Consider the following 18,001-nt stretch of genomic DNA (forward strand, 5'->3'; position numbering starts at 1 on the left):
GTGGGCACAGTGTTCGCGCAGGTCACGAAGGGGTTACGGCTCCGAGGCCGTCACCCGCGGTGTGACGCGGGTCTCCCCGCGTCACCGACGGCGTCAGTCGTTGTTGGCGCCCGGCGTCGTCTTCTGGATCTGCAGCAGGAACTCGGCGTTCGACTTCGTCTGCTTGAGCTTGTCCAGGAGCAGCTCGATGGCCTGCTGCTGGTCGAGCGCATGCAGCACGCGGCGGAGCTTCCAGGTGATGGCGAGCTCGTCGCTGCCGAGGAGGATCTCCTCCTTGCGGGTGCCCGAGGCGTCGACGTCGACGGCCGGGAAGATCCGCTTGTCGGCGAGCTTCCGGTCGAGCTTCAGCTCCATGTTGCCGGTGCCCTTGAACTCCTCGAAGATCACCTCGTCCATGCGCGAGCCGGTGTCGACCAGCGCGGTGGCCAGGATGGTCAGCGAGCCGCCGTCCTCGATGTTGCGCGCGGCACCGAAGAAGCGCTTCGGCGGGTAGAGCGCGGTCGAGTCGACACCACCGGACAGGATGCGGCCGGAGGCGGGCGCCGCGAGGTTGTACGCGCGGCCCAGGCGGGTGATGGAGTCCAGCAGGACGACCACGTCGTGACCCAGCTCGACGAGGCGCTTGGCGCGCTCGATGGCCAGCTCGGCGACGGTGGTGTGGTCCTCGGCCGGGCGGTCGAAGGTCGAGGAGATGACCTCGCCCTTCACCGACCGCTGCATGTCGGTGACCTCTTCCGGACGCTCGTCGACCAGGACGACCATCAGGTGGCACTCGGGGTTGTTGTGGGTGATCGCGTTGGCGATCGCCTGCATGATCATGGTCTTGCCGGTCTTCGGCGGGGCCACGATCAGACCGCGCTGGCCCTTGCCGATCGGCGACACGAGGTCGATGATCCGGGTGGTCAGCACGCCCGGGTCGGACTCCAGACGGAGCCGGTCCTGGGGGTACAGCGGGGTCAGCTTGTTGAACTCGGGGCGGCCGCGGCCGGAGTCCGGCGCCATGCCGTTGGTCGAGTCCAGGCGGACCAGCGCGTTGAACTTCTCGCGGCGCTCGCCCTCCTTGGGCTGGCGGACCGCGCCGGTGAGGTGGTCGCCCTTGCGCAGACCGCTCTTGCGGACCTGGGCGAGGGAGACGTACACGTCGTTCGGACCGGGCAGGTAGCCGGAGGTCCGGATGAACGCGTAGTTGTCGAGGATGTCCAGGATGCCCGCGACGGGGATCAGGACGTCGTCGTCGGAGACCTGCGGCTCGCCGGCGGCGAACTCGTCGCGCCCGCGACGGCCGCGGCGGTCGCGGTAGCGGCCGCGACGGCCACGACGGCCGCCGTCGAAGTCGTCGTCGTCCTGCGGACCGCCCTGCGGGCCCTGGCCGTGGCCCTGACCCTGCTGCTGGCCCTGGCCGCCCTGGCCCTGGCCCTGGCGCTGCTGGTCCTTGCGCTGGCCGCCGCCCTGCTGCTGGTCGTCGCCCTTGCCGCGCTCGCGCTGGCGGTCGCGGCGGTCCCGGCGGTCACGGCGGGTGCGGCCCTCGGCGCCGTCCACGGCGGCCTCGGCCCTGTCGCCCTGCTCGCCCTTGGCCTCGGCGCGCACCTCGGTGCGGGCCTCGGTCTTCACGGCCTGCGCGCCCTCGGCGCCCTCGGGCGAACCGGCGGGGGCGGTGGCACGGCGGCGGCGGCGCTCGCCGGCCGGCTGCTCGTCGCCCTGGTCGGCACCGGCCGACTTCGACGGCTGGCCCGGGATGTCGATCTGCTGCTGGGCGGGGGCCTGCTCGGCCTTCTCCGCCTTCGGCTCGGCGGCCTCGGCGGACTCGCCCGTCCGGGCCTTGGAGGTGGCGCGGCGCTTCGGCTTGGTCTCGGCGGCGGCCTCGGTCTTGGCGGGGGCGGCGGAGCCGGAACCGGCCTGCGCCTCCTTGATGACCTCGATCAGCTGGCTCTTGCGCATCCGCGCGGTGCCCCTGATGCCGAGGCCGGACGCGACCTGCTGCAGCTCGGCCAGGACCATGCCCTCGAGGCCGGTGCCGGAGCGGCGGCGCCGTGTGGTGCCGCTGGCAGCACCTGCGGCGGGCGCGGCGGCGTCGACAGTGCTGTCGGCAGGCACGCCCATCAGATCGGTGGTGTCGCTCACGAAGGGTCCTTCCCTGGAGCGGACGTCGGCCCTGTGGCTCGGCGACCGGTTGTGCTGTCCGGCAGCGGTCCTGGTTGGTGGACCGTGTCCGGGGCGGTGGTCCCGCCGGGATGCGGCGAGAGGAGAGATAACGTGCTGTGGGTCCGGCCCGAGCGCCCCACTGCTCGGCCCTCGCGTGGAATGAGCGAGGGGTGTCGTGCCGGTTCCGGAGCGTGCTCGAAACTGCTCAGGCAGGCTGCGCAGGCAGTTGGGGAGGCTCCCGGAAGAATGTGTGGTCCCTGAGGGGACACTCCGCACCGCTCCACAAAGAGGTCGGGTGCAGACTTGAGATTAACACTACCGGCTCCAACAAACATTCCCCCTCTCACTCACCGGCAATCGCGTGTCCAGGACGCGCCCGGCGTCCCCGCACCGCCCGCCGCCGCACCTCAGGGCGCCAGCGGCAGCACGCTCGCTCCCGGCGCGTCGAGGTCGAGCCGGTTCGCGGCCCAGCCCTCGCCCGCCAGCAGGGCGACCTTGTCGGCGGTCTTCTCGTCGGCCAGCGCGAGGACCGTGGGGCCCGCGCCGGAGATGACGGCGGGCACGCCGTCGGCCCGCAGTCGGTTGACCAGCGCGAGGCTCTCCGGCATCGCGGGGGCCCGGTACTCCTGGTGGAGCCGGTCCTCGGTGGCGGCGAGCAGCAGTTCGGGGCGGCGGGTCAGTGCCTCGACGAGGAGGGCGGCGCGCCCGGCGTTGGCGGCGGCGTCCACGTGCGGGACGGTGCGCGGCAGCAGACCGCGGGCGGTCTCGGTCAGGACCGGCTTCCCGGGGACGAAAACCACCGGAACGATGGAATCCGAGGGGTCCATCCTGATGGCCCGCGCGGCGCCGGATTCGGTCCAGGCGAGGGTGAAGCCGCCGAGCAGACAGGCGGCGACGTTGTCGGGGTGGCCCTCGATCTCGGTGGCCAGCTCCAGGAGGGCGGCCTCGTCGAGCTTGGCGTCCCCGCCTATGGTCACGGCGCGGGCGGCGACGATGCCGGCGCAGATGGCGGCGGAGGAGGAGCCGAGGCCCCGGCCGTGCGGGATGCGGTTGGCGCAGACGACCTCCAGGCCGCGCGGCTGCCCGCCGAGCAGGTCGAAGGCGGTGCGCAGGGAGCGTACGAGGAGGTGCCTCTCGTCGCGCGGGAGCGTCTCGGCGCCCTCTCCGGCGATGTCGACGTGCAGCCCGGAGTCGGCCACCCGGACGACGACGTCGTCGTAGAGGCCCAGCGACAGGCCGAAGGCGTCGAAGCCCGGGCCGAGGTTGGCGCTGGTGGCGGGGACGCGCACCCGTACGGCGGCGGCGCGGAACGCGGGACCGGCCATCGCTCGATGACTCTCCTTGACTGCGGCGACGTGGTGTTCAAGAAAGTGCTGGGGGAACCCGGAGTACCGTTTCGGCCGTTTCGGTCGCGGGGAGGCGACAACGGCATCGGCACCACGCATATGCGTCGTGGCGGGTTCGGTACAGCCTATCGAAGGAAGGTTCTGCGGCGACATAGGGCGCACGGGAGGCGCACGATGCGTGTCGCGCGCCAACCTGTGCATCTATGTAGGTTCCTGATCGGGTTTCGGCCGATCAGGAATCTCCGTACCTGGAACGATTTCAGGCCAGGCCGAGCCGCTGCGCGGCGGCCGCGGCGTCCACCGGGACGGTGACCGGCTGCGGGGCGCCGGCGACGGCCCAGTCGGGGTCCTTCAGGCCGTTTCCGGTCACCGTGCAGACGATCCGCTGGCCCGGGTCGACCTTGCCCTGCTCGGCGGCCTTCAGCAGACCGGCGACCGACGCGGCCGAGGCGGGCTCCACGAAGACGCCCTCCTGCGCGGCCAACAGACGGTAGGCGCGCAGGATCTCACGGTCCGTCACCTCGTCAATGAAGCCGCCCGACTCGTCGCGCGCGGCGATCGCGTAGTCCCAGGAGGCCGGGTTGCCGATGCGGATCGCGGTGGCGATGGTGGACGGGTCCTTGACGACCTCACCGCGCACCAGCGGGGCCGAGCCGGAGGCCTGGAAACCCCACATGCGCGGGCGGTGGGTGGCGAGGCCGTCCGCGGCGTACTCGCGGTACCCCTTCCAGTACGCGGTGATGTTGCCCGCGTTGCCCACCGGGAGGACGTGGATGTCAGGGGCGTCGCCCAGCATGTCCACGATCTCGAACGCGGCGGTCTTCTGGCCCTCGATGCGGACCGGGTTGACCGAATTGACCAGCGCGACCGGGTAGTTGTCGGAGAGCGCGCGGGCCAGGTCCAGGCAGTCGTCGAAGTTGCCGTCCACCTGGAGGATCTTCGCGCCGTGCACGAGGGCCTGGCCCATCTTGCCGAGCGCGATCTTGCCCTGGGGCACCAGGACCGCGGAGACCATCCCGGCCCGCACCGCGTACGCGGCGGCGGAGGCGGAGGTGTTGCCAGTGGAGGCGCAGATGACGGCCTTGGCGCCCTCCTCCTTCGCCCGGGTGATGGCCATGGTCATGCCCCGGTCCTTGAAGGAACCGGTGGGGTTGGCGCCCTCGACCTTGAGGTGCACCTCGCAGCCCGTGCGCTCGGAGAGGACCTGGGCCGGGACGAGCGGCGTACCGCCCTCACGGAGCGTGACGACGGGCGTCGCGTCCGTGACCGGCAGGCGGTCCCGGTACTCCTCGATGATGCCGCGCCACTGGTGGGTGCCCTTGTGGGTCATGGGTCCTTACTCCCCTTCAACACGCATGATGCTGGCGACACCGCGCACGGTGTCGAGCTTGCGCAGCGCCTCGACCGTCCCGGAGAGGGCGGCGTCGGCCGCGCGGTGGGTGACGACGACGAGCGAAGCCTCGCCGCCGCCGTCCTGTCGACCGTGCTGGCGCACGGTGTCGATCGATACGCCGTGCTCGGCGAAGACCGTCGCGACCTGGGCGAGGACGCCCGGCTTGTCGGCCACGTCGAGACTGATGTGGTACCGCGTCACCACGTCGCCCATGGGGCTCACGGGCAGCTGGGTGTACGCGGACTCGCCGGGGCCCGTCGCCTCGTTGAGACGGTTGCGGCAGACGGCGACGACGTCGCCGAGAACGGCCGAGGCGGTCGGCGCGCCGCCCGCCCCGGGGCCGTAGAACATGAGCCGGCCGGCGGCCTCCGCCTCGACGAAGACCGCGTTGTACGCCTCGCGGACGGAGGCCAGCGGGTGGCTCAGGGGGATCATCGCCGGGTGCACGCGCGCGGTGACGGACTCGCCGTCGGCGGCCCGCTCGCAGATCGCGAGCAGCTTGATGGTGCAGCCCATCTCCTTGGCGGAGGCGAAGTCGGCGGCGGTGACCTCGGTCATGCCCTCGCGGTAGACGTCGTCGAGGCGCACGCGCGTGTGGAAGGCGATGCCGGCGAGGATGGCGGCCTTGGCGGCGGCGTCGAAGCCCTCGACGTCGGCGGTCGGGTCGGCCTCGGCGTAACCGAGCGCGGTGGCCTCGTCCAAGGCCTCCTGGTAGCCGGCGCCGGTCGAGTCCATCTTGTCGAGGATGAAGTTCGTGGTGCCGTTGACGATGCCCATGACCCGGTTGATCTTGTCGCCGGCGAGGGACTCGCGCAGCGGGCGGATCAGCGGGATGGCGCCCGCGACGGCGGCCTCGTAGTAGAGGTCCTGCCCGTGCTGCTCGGCGGCGGCGTAGAGGTTCGCGCCGTCCTGGGCGAGCAGCGCCTTGTTGGCGGAGACCACGGAGGCGCCGTGCTCGAACGCGGTGGTGATGAGGGTGCGGGCCGGCTCGATCCCGCCGATGACCTCGACGACGACGTCGATGTCCCCGCGTTTGACCAGGGCGGTCGCGTCGGTGGTGATCAGGGCGGGGTCGATGCCGCCGCGGACCTTGTCGGGACGGCGGACGGCGACGCCGGCGAGCTCGACCGGCGCGCCGATGCGCGCGGCGAGGTCGTCGGCGTGCGTCGTCATGATGCGCGCCACCTCGGAGCCGACAACTCCACAGCCCAGCAGCGCCACCTTCAGCGGACGCGTACGCATCATCCGACCTCGTCTCTCGTACTTCTGATTCGTATCTCTACGGTCTTGCGGGTTCACACCGGGGGTGGGAACAACACACGGGGGTGGAACAAGTCTCACTCACCGGACGGCGGATTCCGCCGCCCGTCCGGATCCTGAGACATCTATTCCACCACCCGACTATTTCATCAGCCGACGTCGAGACGCAGGAGATCTTCCTCCGTCTCACGGCGGACGATGACCCTTGCTTCGCCGTCCCGGACCGCCACCACGGGCGGCCGGAGGGCGTGGTTGTAGTTGCTCGCCATGGAGCGGCAGTAGGCGCCGGTGGCGGGCACGGCGATCAGGTCGCCGGGGGCCACGTCGGCGGGGAGGAACGCGTCGCGGACGACGATGTCGCCGCTCTCGCAGTGCTTGCCGACGACCCGGGAGAGCATCGGTTCGGCGTCGCTGACGCGGGAGACCAGGCTGACGCTGTACTCGGCGTCGTACAGGGCGGTGCGGATGTTGTCCGACATGCCGCCGTCGACGCTCACGTACGTGCGCAGCCCGTCGAGCGGCTTGATCGTGCCGACCCGGTAGAGCGTGAAGGCCGTCGGCCCGACGATGGCCCGCCCCGGCTCCACGGAGATCCGCGGCGTGCGCAGCCCGGCGGCCTCGCACTCCCTCGTCACGATCTCGCCGAGCGCCTTGGCGATCTCGTGCGGCTCGCGCGGGTCGTCCTCGGAGGTGTACGCGATGCCGAGGCCGCCGCCGAGGTCGATCTCGGGCAGCTCGACGCCGTGCTCGTCGCGCACCTCGGCGAGGAGCTGGACGACCCGGCGGGCCGAGACCTCGAAGCCGGCCATGTCGAAGATCTGCGAGCCGATGTGCGAGTGGATGCCGATGAGCTCCAGGCCGTCGAGCTTCAGCGCCCGGCGCACGGCCTCGGCGGCCTGCCCGCCGGCGAGCGCGATGCCGAACTTCTGGTCCTCGTGGGCGGTGGCGATGAACTCGTGGGTGTGCGCCTCCACGCCCACGGTCACCCGGATCTGCACGCGCTGCCGCTTGCCGAGGGACTGGGCGATGTGGGCGACCCGGACGATCTCCTGGAAGGAGTCGAGGACGATCCGCCCGACGCCGACCTCGACGGCCCGCCGGATCTCGTCCTCGCTCTTGTTGTTGCCGTGGAAGGCGATCCGCTCGGCGGGCATCCCCGCGGAGAGCGCGGTGGCGAGCTCGCCGCCGGAGCACACGTCGAGGTTGAGGCCCTCCTCGTGCAGCCAGCGGACGATCGCGCGAGAAAGGAAGGCCTTGCCGGCGTAGAACACGTCGGCGTCGGTGCCGAAGGCCTCGGCCCAGGCGCGGCAGCGGGCGCGGAAGTCGGTCTCGTCGAGGAAGTAGGCGGGGGTTCCGAACTCCTCGGCGAGGTCGGTGACGCGCAGCCCGCCGACGGTCGCGACGCCCTGCTCGTCCCGGTCCACGGTCCGCGCCCACACCTTGGGGTCGAGCGTGTTCAGGTCGGCGGGCGGGGCGGTGTAGTGGCCCTCGGGGAGGACGTCGGCGTGGCGGGGGCCTGCGGGGTGGGCGGAACGGCTCATGTCTGGTCAGCTCTTTCAGATCCGGTCGGGTGCGCTGATGCCGAGCACGGAGAGGCCGCCGGCGAGCACCGTCCCGGCGGCTTCGGCGAGCGCGAGCCGGGAGCGGTGGGCGGCCGAGGGTTTCTCGTCGCCGAGCGGCAGAACGGTGTGCTGGAAGCCGAGCAGCGCGTCGGCGACGGCTTCGAGGTGCCGTGCGACCCGGTCGGGGGCGCGGTGGCGGGCGGCGGCGAGGAGCACGGCGGGGTGGTCGCGGACCAGCCCGAGCAGCGGATCCTTGACATCCGTCTCGTACTCGGGGAGGACGTCGAGCTGCCGGCCGTTGACGAGCAGCCGGCGGGCGCGGGAGTGGGCGTACTGGACCCGGAAGAGCGCGTTCCGCTCGTGCCGCACGAGGAGCGGGGCTCCGTCGAGGGGCCGGTCGTGGGGCGCGGCGCGCAGCAGCCGCCACCGGGCGGCGTCGCTCCCGAGCGCCCCCTCGTCGTACGTCCCCGGGTGCACGTGCACCCGCTCGCCCCCGTCCGCGACCCCGGCGTCACCGCCCTGCGCGCGCAGCAGCCGGACGAGGCACTCCACGACGACGACGGCCCGCTCCTCGCGGACGGCCTCGAACCGCACGACCTCCCCGGCGAGCCCGTCCCCGTGCCCGTACGAGAGCCCGGCGGCGCGCACGGCCGCCACGAGCCCGGCCCCGCCGCCGGGGCGCAGGGTGAAGTTGAGGAATCCGGGACCGGTGATGTCCACGGCGAGGATCCCGTCGGCCCCGTCGAGCCGCTCCTTCAGCACGGACGCGACGTCGAGGGCGGCCCGCCCGGCCGGCCGCGCGAGCGACAGCGCCACACTGCTGGCGTACTCCCCCACCCCTCCCGGCCGCGCCTTCTCGACCTTCACGCGCGAGGGAACGTCGACCCGCAGCGCACCGTCGTCGACCGCACGGCGCACGGCGTGCTGCACGGTGAGGGAGAGGTCCGCGGGGGTCACGGTCCCAGCCTAGGGGAGGAGGGGGGCAGGAACGCGAACCGGTTTCGCCATACGGGCACTGGTGGGGGCGGGGAGGGGGATGGGGGAGGTCGGGGCGGTGCGGAACGTGGGCGGGTTCAGCGCGCCGGGTACGGGCGATGCGGGCGGCTCAGGGGGAGGGGAAGGGGCTCGGCATCTTGGCCTTGCTTCTGGACCTGACCTTGGCCCTGGCCCTAGCTGTATTGATCACGAGCGTTAGAAGCGCATCCGCCCGAGGGGTTCACCCCCGGGCGGAAGCTCGTGGCGGCGGGGGTCTTGGCGGCAGACGTCCGGGCGCGGACCTCCCGACGGCGAGAAGCTCGTCCGCAGGTCCCTCGGCAACCGACCTACCGAGAACCATCCTCCATACGGCTATACGGCGGGCCCTTCGGCGGCGAGTCTCTCCGGGGTGTGTTCCCCGGGGGCGGGTCTCTCGGGGGAGCCGTCCCCTGCGGAGGGCTCCTCTCCCGCGTCGGCCCCGCCGGCCTGACGCCGCTCCCGGGGCTCGCGGTGCAGAAGCTGCCGGACCACCCGTACGAGCTCCGCCGGCTCGAAGGGCTTCGCGAGGAACGCGTCCGCGGCCGGGGCCGCCTCGCCCTCTCCGCCGGCACTGATGATCGCCACCGGCAGATGCCGGGTCCGCGGATCCTCCCGCAGCCGCTGGGCGGTCTTGATCCCGTCGAGCCGCGGCATGACGACGTCGAGCGTCACGACATCGGGCCGCACGTGATGCACGACGTCCAGACACTCGGCACCATCGGCCGCGGTCACGACCTCGAACCCCTCGAGTTCGAGATTGACCCTGATCAACTGCCGGATGACCTTGTTGTCGTCGACAACGAGCACCCGCCCGGACATGCCTGACACATGAACGAGAGTAGGGCGCCCCGAGGGGCTGCGTCCGGGTTTTGCCCACTTCCGACCCGTGCGAGCGAACACCCCCGAGGTGACGCCCCGGAAATACCTGTTCACAGGCACCCCGCGACGCCTGGTAAGGTTTCACCCGTCGCCGCCAAGCAGCGACGAAGCCCCCGTAGCTCAGGGGATAGAGCAACGGCCTCCGGAGCCGTGTGCGCAGGTTCGAATCCTGCCGGGGGCACTTCGCAGAAGTGCCACACAGACCCCGTGATCAGCGGAAACGCTGAGAGCGGGGTCTTGTTGTATGCGCAGGCGTGTGCCGGGGTGGGCAGCCGTATGACAGGGGTCGCGGCCTATTCGCGGCCTGGGCCGCAGCGCATCGTCCCAGGTGGGAGCCTGAAAACGAGGAAGGCCCCGGGACGGGTCCCAGGGCCTCACGCGTGCTTCACTCGCCGGTCACTCGTACTCGCGCAGTAGATCCTCGATGCGCCTGTTGGCCACCTCCTGGCGGCCGTCGAGGCACTTCGCGTACCGGGACAGCAGCACCTCCACGCTGTTGCCGGCGCGTTCGGCGACCTCGGTGGCGTCCACGCCCGCGTTGAGCCACGTGGAGAGCGCGGAGTGCCGAAGGTCGTACGGCCGCCGGGCGAGCGGCGAGGCCACAACGGCCGGCGGGAGCGCGAGCTCCCGGGCTTCCTGCCAAGCCCGGTAGTAGGTGGAGGAGGACACCACTCCCCCGTTCTCGCTGAAGAACAGCCGCCCGTCGTCCGCGGTGCCGAAGGTCTCGACGTGCTCCCGGAAGATCCGCACGAGCTGGGGCGGGATCGGCACCCGCCGGACATCCTCCACGGGCCGGTTCTTGAGGCCGCGGTCGTCGTGGCTCTCCCCGGAGTCGGTCCACTGCTTGCCGACGCTGGGGCGGGTCCGGTGGAGAAGGGCGGTCCCCCAGCCAGATTCGGGGAGGGTGAGGTCCTGCTCGGTCAGGCCGACCGCTTCGGCAGGCCGGAAGCCCCCGAAGTACATCCCGGCGAAGAGTCCGACCAGGCGCCGGCCGCGGGCCCGCCGGTAGCCGCCGATGTACGAGACGGCGTGGAGGAGCGACCGGGCTTGCTCGGGATTGGCCACGACTCGCGGATCTACTTCGCTGGAGACTTTCGGCTTCTGCCAGCGGACAGAGGTCAGCGGATTCTCGGAGAACTCCCCGAGATCGACCGCGTAATTCAGCGCGTTGACCAGAGTGCGGCGCTTCCGCCGTACGGTCTCGGCAGCCGCAGCGGTGCCGTCCAGTTTGAGTTTCAGGGAGTCGAGGACGGCCCGTCCGACCACAGGGTCGGCAAGGACGGCCATGGGCCGAGACGCCTTCGCGACCCAGTGGAGCGTGTTGCCGACATCCACGGGCAGTTCCCTGTCCCCCGGGGCGGGAAGCACGAAGGCCCACGTCCGCAGCGTCTTGCGAAGGATGTCGTCCGAGGGCCGACCGGGCCGGTCCTCCAGGAGCGCGATCGTCACGGCGGTCAACGACTCGTTGATGCCGTCACGGGTGTTGGGGGCGGCGTGCGGCCACTTCATGGCCAGGTACTTCAAGGCGAATTCGTACCAGCTCAGCGTGGCTTTCTTCTCCGCCATCGAGTCGGGAAGTCCGGATTCGGTGTCGAATTCCTCGCCATCGCGCGCGGCTCGAAGCAGCTTCGAGCGGAAGCTGTCGGCAAGCGCTTTGGTCTTCCGCGTCTGAGAGAACGGTTCGCCAGCCACCTTCCACCGAACCTCATAGGACGGCCGCGCTCCTTGCTTGGCGCGAATCGACCAGACTCGCACATCGGTCGACTTCACGCGGCGGCTCCTTCGAGGCCCCGGAGCCAGGCGGAGAAGTCCGAGCGCCAGACGCGAAGCTCCCCGTTCGGCAGCTTGAAGGCGTTCGGCCCCAGCCCCAGCTCACGCCACCGGTAAAAGGTCCGCCGCGACACCCCGCCCAACTCGGTAAGGATCTGCGGCACAGTCATCAGCTCGTCCTTCACAGCAACTCATCCCCCTGAGCTTCAAGTTCGGTTCGGATCTCTCGGGCGTGTTCGCGGTTGTGCTGGATGTCGCGGCGGATGTTGGCGGCGAGCCAGGATTCACCGGGGGTGTGGCCGTGGCCGGCGTAGGCCCAGTGGGCGACGACGAGGAGGGTGGACTCGGGGTGTTCGTCGGGGTCGGGCAGGCCGAGGGCGGTGCGTTGCTGGGCGGCGCGGTAGTCGGCGCGGACCTGGCGTAAGGCGCCGAGGGTGGTGGAGTAGGCGCGGGACTTGGTGGAGAAGTGGCCGCGGAAGCCGAGCATGTGGGCCCAGGCGCGCAGGCGGCGGTCCGGGTAGGCGGCTTCGAGGTCCATGCAGGCTTCCATCAGCCGCCGGGGGTGGTCGGGGACGTCGAGGAGGATGAGGGCTTCCTTGTTGCCGACGGGGTGGTCGACGGTGCCGGTGGTCTCGGCGGCCTTCGTGGCGTACTTCGCGACGTAGGCGGCAACGGCCTGTTCGGTCAGCTCCTCGCCCTGGCCGAAGGCGCCGATGGGCTGGACGTCGAGCTGGGTGCCCCAGGTGAGCGTCAGATCCTGGGCGATGCCGTGGGCGGGGGCGGCGTCGACGGTGACGCGGACGCGGGCGGCGGCCGCGTGGATGGCGTCGGTGAGGAGGTCGAGGGTGGCCCAGTGCGGGGGCGGGGTGTGCGGTCCGTCGGGGCCGTCGAAGCGGATGACGGCGTGGAAGTGGACGGCGCCGCGTTTTTGGTACTCGGCGACCTTGCCGAAGGAGACCCGGGACTGTTCGCGGGCGGCTTTCTGGGTGAGGCCGGCGCGGGCGGCGATCTCACGGCGGAGGTAGATGGTGAAGTACCGCCACAGCTCGGAGGCGTGGTTGTTCCACAGCACGGCGGCCGCGTAGTCGTAGGTGGCCGGGTCGAGCGGGGTGCCGAGTTCGGGCGCGTCCTCGGGGTGCTGGGTGCCGCAGCGGCAGGGGCGGGTGCCGGGGCGGTTGTGGACGGGGCCGAAGGACGGGGCGGTGAGGGTGGCGAAGACCCGGGGGTGTTCGCGGATCGTCTCGGGGGTGCCCTTGTCGGGGTCGCCGGTGAGTCCGGCGCGGATGAGGTGGTAGGTGTCGCCAGCGTAGGTCCAGGCGCAGGCCGGGCAGCGGGAGGCGCGGCGGTTGCCGCAGGCGACTCGGAGGACGCCGCCGGGTTCGGCGTCGGTGGTGTAGGCGTGGACGACGGTCTTGGTGGCGGGGTCGAGGAGCTTGGTTCCGCCGGTCAAGCGGATGGGGGCGGTGCAGCCGCCGGTGCGGCGGAGTTGTTCGGTGAGGCGGTCGAAGCCGGGGGACCCGGCCACCCGAAGCAGATCGCTCAGGGTAGCCGGGTCCAGGCCCGCCGCAAGGGCGGCGTTGGTCACGCCAGGACCTCCTGCCGGACGGTGAGGAAGGCGGTGGCGATCCAGCGGGTGTAGGCCGGGGGGATCGCTTCGGTCAGCTCGGCGTGGACGTCGGTCCAGGTGATGCCCATCGCCTGCTGCATCTCGGGCACGGTGGCTTTGCCGCCGCCCTTGCCGTACGCGGCGACGTAGGGGCCCTCACGGCGGACGCCGTGGCGGTGTCCGCGTACGTAGCCGCGGTGGCGCGGGTGGGCGGGCTTGGGGGTGGACCAGCGGCCGAGTTCGAAGTTGCGGTGCCGCAGGACGCCAAGGCCGAACATCTCGCCGCACAGGGTGAGGTCCTTGCGGATCGCGGCCCGGCCGTTGGGCTGCTCGATCACATACGGCAGGCCGCAGGCGTCGAGGAGTTCGCGGGTCGGGGCGACGAGGTCGACGTGGGCGTTGCCCCAGCCCTGGGAAGCGTTGGTGCCGACGGTGATGGCGCAGCCGGCCTGGCAGGGCGGGGAAGCGTGGACGAGGGTGTAGCGCTCGATCTCGCCGCTGGTGATCAGGTGGGTGAGGTAGTCGAGGGCGTCGCCGTGGTGATAGGCGAAGGGGTAGTTGGGTCGGTGGGCGATGTCGCAACCGTCGACCGCGAATCCGGCGAGGTGGTAGCCCATGGCGGCACCGCCAGCGCAGGAGAACAGGTCCAGGACCCGGGGCAGGGCGTTCACGCGGCGCCTCCTCGGCTGTGGGCGGAGCCGTGGTTCGTGTTCCATCCGGCGACCAGGGCGCCGACCTGGGCGTCTCCCTCGGCGGTGGCGGTGGCGCCGCAGTGGCAGACAGCGGAGGCGGTGGCCGGCTCGGACGGGGACGGCTTGCTGACGTGCAGGCCGGGCCTGTCCTGCGAGGGCGTGAGCTTGGCCATCACGGTCACTTCCCGGCACGGGCGAGGGCGACGGAGGTGGTGCGGGTGCCGGTGCCCTTGCAGGCCGGGCAGGTGGCGGCGAGGGTGCGGGGCCGGCCCTCCGGGGTGGTGGTGCCGGTGGTGATGTGGACGACGGGGAAGCCGTCGCAGTGGCGGCAGACGCGCTGGGCGTGGGTGTTCTCGGGCATGATGAGTGCTCCCTTTCGGGTCCGGTGGATCTGGATGGGGTGAAGGCGCCCGGGGCGGCGGTCTTTGGCGAGAGAGCCGCCCCGGGGGCCGCTAGCGGGTGTTGCGCCTGCCGTGGCCCTTGACCGCGTACATCGACGCGTCGGCGGCCGACAGGGCGTCGGTCAGGACCGGGACCGGCAGCTGGTCGCGGTGGTAGTGGCCGACCGAGGCGGAGACCGACAGGACGTGCCCGCGGTGGGTGACCGGCTCGTCCAGCGCGGCCCGGAGTTCGGCGAGGCCGGCCGTACGGGCGGGGTCGGTGACGATGGCGGCGAACTCGTCCCCGCCGAGGCGGGCGGCGATTCCCTGCCGGCCACACCAGGCGGTGAGCCTGGCTGCGGTCTCGGTGAGGACCGTGTCTCCGGCGGCGTGGCCGTGGGTGTCGTTGATGGCCTTGAAGTCGTCCAGGTCGACCAGGACCACGAGCGCGTTCGGGTGCTTGGCCATGAGGTGTTCGGCGCGGGTGGTCCATCCGGCGCGGGTGTGCAGGCCGGTCAACGGGTCGCGGCGGGCGGTGGCCAGGCGGCGCCAGAGCAGTCCGCCGTGCAGGGCCCAGCCCAGGGCCGGTAAGCCCGCGGCGGCGATCGTCTGCGTGTCCACGGGAGCTACCGGCCCTTCTGCATGTCGCGGATCAGGAGGCGGAGGACGATCGCGACGACGGCGATGGACGCGGCGCTGATGGCGACGGCGAGGAGCATGGAGACCAGGACGGCGCCGACGACCAGGACGACGGCGCCACCGCCGGCGGCGAGGGCGACCGCGCTGCCCGGGGTGAGCTGGACCGAGCCCCGAGGCGCGGGGGACGGGACGGGGGCGGAAGCCGGAACCACGACCGAAGCCGGGGCGGTGACCGGTTCGGTTCGGGCCCTGGGGGCGGGGTGGCCGGGCGGGAGCGGGTTGACCGGGATGCGGGGCTGGAGCATGACGCAGGTCTCCCTACTTGGCGATGGGGTCGATGAGCGGGGTGAGGAGGCTGTCGGCGAGGAGGTAGCCGCCGAGGAGGAGGGCGGCGACGAGCCACCAGGGCGGGCGGATGAGCTTGATTCCGAGGCCGCCGATGACGATCAGGGCGAGCCAGAGCGGAACGTCCACGGGACGGGCTCCTTCGGGTTCAGCGGGGCTGGCAGCGGTGGGTGCGGGCGGCGAGCTCGGCGGCGGCGCGGGTGTTGTAGTCGGCGGAGAAGTCGCAGCCGGGGGCCGTGCACACGGCGGTGTGCTTGGTCCGGCCGCGGCCGTCGCGATGGGTGCCGACCTGCACCGGGCCGATCTTGATGACGTTGTGGAAGCGGTTGGGTCGCACGGGTCTTACCTCCTTCCTGGGTCAGGCGAGCTGGAGGGCGATGGAGTCGGCGAGGGCCGGGGGCATGCCGTGGCGGGTGCGGAGGGTTTCCGCGTCGATCGGCCGACCGGTCTGGGCCCGGTGCGCGTCCGCGATCTTCTGGGCGTGAGCCATCAGCGCGGGCGGCACCACCACAGCAGGCACGGGGGCGGGGGCGGGCTGTTCTTCCTGCGCGGCGGGTTCCGGCTGGATCTCCGCCGGTTCGGGTTCGGCCGGCGGGAGTTCGGGAGCCGGTTCCGGGGCCCGTTCCACGGTCACTTCGGCGACCGGGTCCGGGGCCGGTACAGGTTCCGGGGTGTGGGTGGGTTCGGCGGGGGCGGGGTGGGTGTGGGCGAGGAGGGTGCCGCCGAGGAAGGCGATGGCGGGCCATCCGGCGACGAGGATGCGCAGCCAGGCCGGGACATTGGTCATGTCGAGGAGGCCGGCGGTGGCGACGTTGGCGCCGAGGGAGGCGATCAGGGCGATGGCGAACCAGAGCCAGGCGTCCCGGTTGCTGCTGTCGGTGCGCATCCGGCGCCAGGCGGCGACCAGGAGGAGGTCGACGGAGACCGGGTAGGCCCACGCCTTCCATCCGTCCTGCCCGGCCGCTACGGCCAGGTCGTGCAGGTGGGCGAAGGACAGGGCCCCGGCGATGACGGCCTGGATCAGGACGGCGTCGAGACGGAAGGGGCGGAACACGCGGCCGTCTCCTTTCGGGCATGGGTCGGGTAGGGACCTGGCGTGAGACGGTCACGCCGACCGAGAGGGTGGGGGTGTTACGCGGTGGCCGGGTTCGGCTTTACCAGCGGGGCCGACGCCGGATCGGCGCTGGGGTCGTCCGGGAGGGCCGGGCGGTAGGCAGCGAGGGCGGGAAGGTCCGGGGTGAGGTCGGCGTGTGCGGTGCAGATGTCGGCGACCTCGGCGGCGGACAGTTCGGGGGTGCGGATGCGGGTCCAGCCGCCGGAGGTGTCACCGGCCACCGCGACGCCGGGCCGATCCGGCGGGATCGCGGTCACCGCCACCACCGCGTCCGGGGCGATGTCCCCCAGGCCCATATCGGCGGTCTGCTTGTCGTTGACCCGGTGCACGACCCGGCCGGTGAGCTGGGCCCGCAGGGTGGTCGCGCCGCGGCCGAGGTCGGAGCCGAAGCGCTGCCCGCACACCTCCAGGTAGATGCCGGCCGCGCGGGCCATCTGCCCGAGCCGGATCATCTGCATGACCATCCGGTCCCGGCGCTCCTCGTCCTTCTTCCCCGTGACGAGGAACAGCTCCGCGACCTCGTCCACCAGGACCACCACCGGGACCGGGCGGGCGGTCTCGGGCAGGGCCCAGATGTCGGCGACCCCGGCGAAGCTCAGCAGGTCGAAGCGGGCTTCCATCTCCCCGACCAGGGCGTCCAGCAGGCCGGACGCTTCCTCGGGGGTGGTGGCGAACCCCGACAGCCGGGGCGCGTACCCGCGCTGTTCCACACCCCGCTTGCAGTCGATGCCGACCAGGGCCACGTCGAGGCGGGCGAGCTGGGCAATCAGGTTGCGCTGATACATCGACTTGCCGGACTGGTTCGCGCCGAGGGTCAGCGCGTGCGGGACCTTCAGGTAGTCCCGTACGAACGCCGAACCGTCCTCCCGCAGCGCGACCGGCACCGCCAACGAACCGGACGGGCGACGTCGGGAGCGCGGCATCCGGACCCGGCGCAGAACGTCGTAGCCGGTCATCCGCAGTTCCACGAAGCCGGGCTTGGTCTCCACGACGTTCACGGAGTGGACGCCCCAGGCGTGCCGCAGCCGTTCGGAGGCCGTCATCACGTCGGCGGGCTCCAGACCGGCCGGGAGTCGCAGGGTGACCCGCATCCCGGTCGAAGTGCCCCGCACGCGGCGGACCTTCGGCGGAATGGGCTGCACCTCGGAGCGGCGGGCGACGTTGCGGACCATGAACGCCCGCAGGCGGGACGGCTGGACCGTCAGCCCGCACACGTCCATCGTCGCGTGGTAGTTCACCGCGAACCGCACCCGCGTGACCGGCAGACCCACCAGCGACCAGAACACCCGGGGCGCTCGAGCCTTGGCGTATCCGAGGCCGCCGGCGGTTGTGGCGAGCGGGAGGCCGACCTCCCATAAGGTCGAGATGTCAGCCATGGTCAGGCGCCCATCGGGGTGACCGCGACGGCGCGGAAGGAGATGCCGTGGCGGGTCTGGCCGTTGAACGTGTTCTCCCAGTCCCGGGCCTTGAGCCCGATGACCGTCACCGGCATACCCGGGGCGAGCCCGTCCGGGAGACCGGTCTCCGGGACCGTCACCTGGTAGAGGTTGCCCTCCCCCTCGTCCGAGATCAGCAGGCCCACCGTCGAGAGCCCGGCCCCGGTCTCCCGGTCCACCGCCCTCTCACCGGTCTGCTTGCTCACGAGCTTCGGCGTGGGAGCGGTCGCGACGAACACGACAGCGCTAGAAAGGTCGATCTTGAAGGACGGCATCAGCACTCCTACGTTGTGGGGCAGCCCAAATGAGACCGCCGATGCTCGCTGTCCTAGGACTGCGAGCGCTTGAATAGATAGTGCCCAGCAGTCCTAGGACTGTCAACAGTCCTAGGACTGTGTTTGACTGGTTCCTGTTGAGAGGGGT

20 protein-coding genes and 1 tRNA gene are annotated in these 18,001 nt (G+C 71.8%); 1 reads left to right on the plus strand and 20 read right to left on the minus strand.

Features of this window, described 5'->3' with window-relative positions; translation table 11 throughout:
* Window positions 1-93: 93 nt before the first annotated feature.
* The 7 genes from rho to ACFZCF_RS07020 all read right to left on the minus strand — a co-directional run bounded on the left by rho (window position 94) and on the right by ACFZCF_RS07020 (window position 9,536).
* Complete coding sequence (gene rho / locus ACFZCF_RS06990; protein ID WP_388436321.1) at window positions 94-2,121, minus strand: transcription termination factor Rho; 2,028 nt, start codon at window positions 2,119-2,121, stop codon at window positions 94-96.
* A gap of 428 nt (window positions 2,122-2,549) precedes the next feature.
* Window positions 2,550-3,467 carry a homoserine kinase gene (gene thrB / locus ACFZCF_RS06995; RefSeq protein WP_388436324.1) on the minus strand — a complete coding sequence of 306 codons (918 nt, stop codon included), beginning with the start codon at window positions 3,465-3,467 and terminating at the stop codon, window positions 2,550-2,552.
* 280 nt (window positions 3,468-3,747) lie between these two features.
* Window positions 3,748-4,818 carry a threonine synthase gene (thrC, locus tag ACFZCF_RS07000; RefSeq protein WP_388436327.1) on the minus strand — a complete coding sequence of 357 codons (1,071 nt, stop codon included), beginning with the start codon at window positions 4,816-4,818 and terminating at the stop codon, window positions 3,748-3,750.
* 6 nt (window positions 4,819-4,824) lie between these two features.
* On the minus strand, window positions 4,825-6,126 hold the full coding sequence (locus ACFZCF_RS07005; protein WP_388436330.1) for a homoserine dehydrogenase: 1,302 nt from the start codon (window positions 6,124-6,126) through the stop codon (window positions 4,825-4,827).
* Between the two features lie 164 nt (window positions 6,127-6,290).
* Complete coding sequence (gene lysA, locus ACFZCF_RS07010; RefSeq protein WP_388436333.1) at window positions 6,291-7,682, minus strand: diaminopimelate decarboxylase; 1,392 nt, start codon at window positions 7,680-7,682, stop codon at window positions 6,291-6,293.
* Window positions 7,683-7,697: 15 nt separating this feature from the next.
* On the minus strand, window positions 7,698-8,660 hold the full coding sequence (gene nrtL / locus ACFZCF_RS07015; RefSeq protein ID WP_391285150.1) for an ArgS-related anticodon-binding protein NrtL: 963 nt from the start codon (window positions 8,658-8,660) through the stop codon (window positions 7,698-7,700).
* 390 nt (window positions 8,661-9,050) lie between these two features.
* Window positions 9,051-9,536 carry a response regulator gene (locus tag ACFZCF_RS07020; protein ID WP_391285973.1) on the minus strand — a complete coding sequence of 162 codons (486 nt, stop codon included), beginning with the start codon at window positions 9,534-9,536 and terminating at the stop codon, window positions 9,051-9,053.
* A gap of 169 nt (window positions 9,537-9,705) precedes the next feature.
* Between ACFZCF_RS07020 and ACFZCF_RS07025 the strand changes: the two genes are divergently transcribed.
* A tRNA-Arg gene (locus ACFZCF_RS07025) sits at window positions 9,706-9,777 on the plus strand.
* Between the two features lie 215 nt (window positions 9,778-9,992).
* On the opposite strand, the gene ACFZCF_RS07030 is transcribed toward ACFZCF_RS07025, so the two are convergent.
* The 13 genes from ACFZCF_RS07030 to ACFZCF_RS07090 all read right to left on the minus strand — a co-directional run bounded on the left by ACFZCF_RS07030 (window position 9,993) and on the right by ACFZCF_RS07090 (window position 17,853).
* A complete protein-coding gene (locus ACFZCF_RS07030; protein ID WP_391285152.1) occupies window positions 9,993-11,366 on the minus strand; it encodes a tyrosine-type recombinase/integrase in 1,374 nt (457 codons plus the stop codon).
* Window positions 11,363-11,536, minus strand: coding sequence for a helix-turn-helix transcriptional regulator (locus ACFZCF_RS07035; protein WP_391285975.1), 174 nt, complete (start codon window positions 11,534-11,536; stop codon window positions 11,363-11,365). The genes ACFZCF_RS07030 and ACFZCF_RS07035 overlap by 4 nt, the downstream gene beginning before the upstream one ends.
* A gap of 11 nt (window positions 11,537-11,547) precedes the next feature.
* On the minus strand, window positions 11,548-12,951 hold the full coding sequence (gene repSA / locus ACFZCF_RS07040; RefSeq protein ID WP_391285154.1) for a replication initiator protein RepSA: 1,404 nt from the start codon (window positions 12,949-12,951) through the stop codon (window positions 11,548-11,550).
* Complete coding sequence (locus ACFZCF_RS07045; protein ID WP_391285156.1) at window positions 12,948-13,688, minus strand: DNA methylase; 741 nt, start codon at window positions 13,686-13,688, stop codon at window positions 12,948-12,950. Before ACFZCF_RS07045 ends, repSA begins: the two co-directional genes overlap by 4 nt.
* Window positions 13,640-13,837: a hypothetical protein gene (locus tag ACFZCF_RS07050; protein WP_391285158.1), complete on the minus strand. Its 198-nt coding sequence runs from the start codon at window positions 13,835-13,837 to the stop codon at window positions 13,640-13,642. The genes ACFZCF_RS07045 and ACFZCF_RS07050 overlap by 49 nt, the downstream gene beginning before the upstream one ends.
* A 5-nt stretch (window positions 13,838-13,842) precedes the next feature.
* The gene (locus ACFZCF_RS07055) at window positions 13,843-14,025 is read right to left on the minus strand and encodes a hypothetical protein (RefSeq protein WP_391285160.1); all 183 of its coding nucleotides are present in this window, start codon (window positions 14,023-14,025) and stop codon (window positions 13,843-13,845) included.
* 91 nt (window positions 14,026-14,116) lie between these two features.
* Window positions 14,117-14,665 (minus strand): diguanylate cyclase domain-containing protein, encoded by a 549-nt coding sequence (locus ACFZCF_RS07060; protein ID WP_391285162.1) that lies wholly within the window; start codon window positions 14,663-14,665, stop codon window positions 14,117-14,119.
* 5 nt (window positions 14,666-14,670) lie between these two features.
* The gene (locus ACFZCF_RS07065; protein ID WP_391285164.1) at window positions 14,671-14,988 is read right to left on the minus strand and encodes a SpdD-like protein; all 318 of its coding nucleotides are present in this window, start codon (window positions 14,986-14,988) and stop codon (window positions 14,671-14,673) included.
* Window positions 14,989-15,001: 13 nt separating this feature from the next.
* Window positions 15,002-15,157 carry a hypothetical protein gene (locus ACFZCF_RS07070; RefSeq protein WP_190223725.1) on the minus strand — a complete coding sequence of 52 codons (156 nt, stop codon included), beginning with the start codon at window positions 15,155-15,157 and terminating at the stop codon, window positions 15,002-15,004.
* Window positions 15,158-15,176: 19 nt separating this feature from the next.
* The gene (locus ACFZCF_RS07075) at window positions 15,177-15,365 is read right to left on the minus strand and encodes a mobile element transfer protein (RefSeq protein WP_169094251.1); all 189 of its coding nucleotides are present in this window, start codon (window positions 15,363-15,365) and stop codon (window positions 15,177-15,179) included.
* A gap of 21 nt (window positions 15,366-15,386) precedes the next feature.
* Window positions 15,387-16,082, minus strand: coding sequence for a DUF2637 domain-containing protein (locus ACFZCF_RS07080; protein WP_391285167.1), 696 nt, complete (start codon window positions 16,080-16,082; stop codon window positions 15,387-15,389).
* 77 nt (window positions 16,083-16,159) lie between these two features.
* Window positions 16,160-17,518 (minus strand): FtsK/SpoIIIE domain-containing protein, encoded by a 1,359-nt coding sequence (locus tag ACFZCF_RS07085; RefSeq protein ID WP_391285169.1) that lies wholly within the window; start codon window positions 17,516-17,518, stop codon window positions 16,160-16,162.
* Between the two features lie 2 nt (window positions 17,519-17,520).
* Window positions 17,521-17,853 (minus strand): hypothetical protein, encoded by a 333-nt coding sequence (locus ACFZCF_RS07090; protein WP_391285171.1) that lies wholly within the window; start codon window positions 17,851-17,853, stop codon window positions 17,521-17,523.
* Window positions 17,854-18,001 lie beyond the last annotated feature (148 nt).

The organism is Streptomyces sp. NPDC007945, assembly GCF_042958885.1.
In the GTDB taxonomy this organism is placed as follows: Bacteria; Actinomycetota; Actinomycetes; order Streptomycetales; family Streptomycetaceae; genus Streptomyces.

Coding starts and splice junctions, on each gene's coding strand:
- thrB (WP_388436324.1), bottom strand. CDS start 3,467: ATGGCCGGTCCCGCGTTCCGCGCCGCCGCCGTACGGGTGCGCGTCCCC.
- thrC (WP_388436327.1), bottom strand. CDS start 4,818: ATGACCCACAAGGGCACCCACCAGTGGCGCGGCATCATCGAGGAGTAC.
- ACFZCF_RS07005 (WP_388436330.1), bottom strand. CDS start 6,126: ATGATGCGTACGCGTCCGCTGAAGGTGGCGCTGCTGGGCTGTGGAGTT.
- lysA (WP_388436333.1), bottom strand. CDS start 7,682: ATGAGCCGTTCCGCCCACCCCGCAGGCCCCCGCCACGCCGACGTCCTC.
- ACFZCF_RS07020 (WP_391285973.1), bottom strand. CDS start 9,536: ATGTCCGGGCGGGTGCTCGTTGTCGACGACAACAAGGTCATCCGGCAG.
- ACFZCF_RS07035 (WP_391285975.1), bottom strand. CDS start 11,536: ATGACTGTGCCGCAGATCCTTACCGAGTTGGGCGGGGTGTCGCGGCGG.
- ACFZCF_RS07045 (WP_391285156.1), bottom strand. CDS start 13,688: ATGGAACACGAACCACGGCTCCGCCCACAGCCGAGGAGGCGCCGCGTG.
- ACFZCF_RS07050 (WP_391285158.1), bottom strand. CDS start 13,837: ATGGCCAAGCTCACGCCCTCGCAGGACAGGCCCGGCCTGCACGTCAGC.
- ACFZCF_RS07055 (WP_391285160.1), bottom strand. CDS start 14,025: ATGCCCGAGAACACCCACGCCCAGCGCGTCTGCCGCCACTGCGACGGC.
- ACFZCF_RS07065 (WP_391285164.1), bottom strand. CDS start 14,988: ATGCTCCAGCCCCGCATCCCGGTCAACCCGCTCCCGCCCGGCCACCCC.
- ACFZCF_RS07085 (WP_391285169.1), bottom strand. CDS start 17,518: ATGGCTGACATCTCGACCTTATGGGAGGTCGGCCTCCCGCTCGCCACA.
- ACFZCF_RS07090 (WP_391285171.1), bottom strand. CDS start 17,853: ATGCCGTCCTTCAAGATCGACCTTTCTAGCGCTGTCGTGTTCGTCGCG.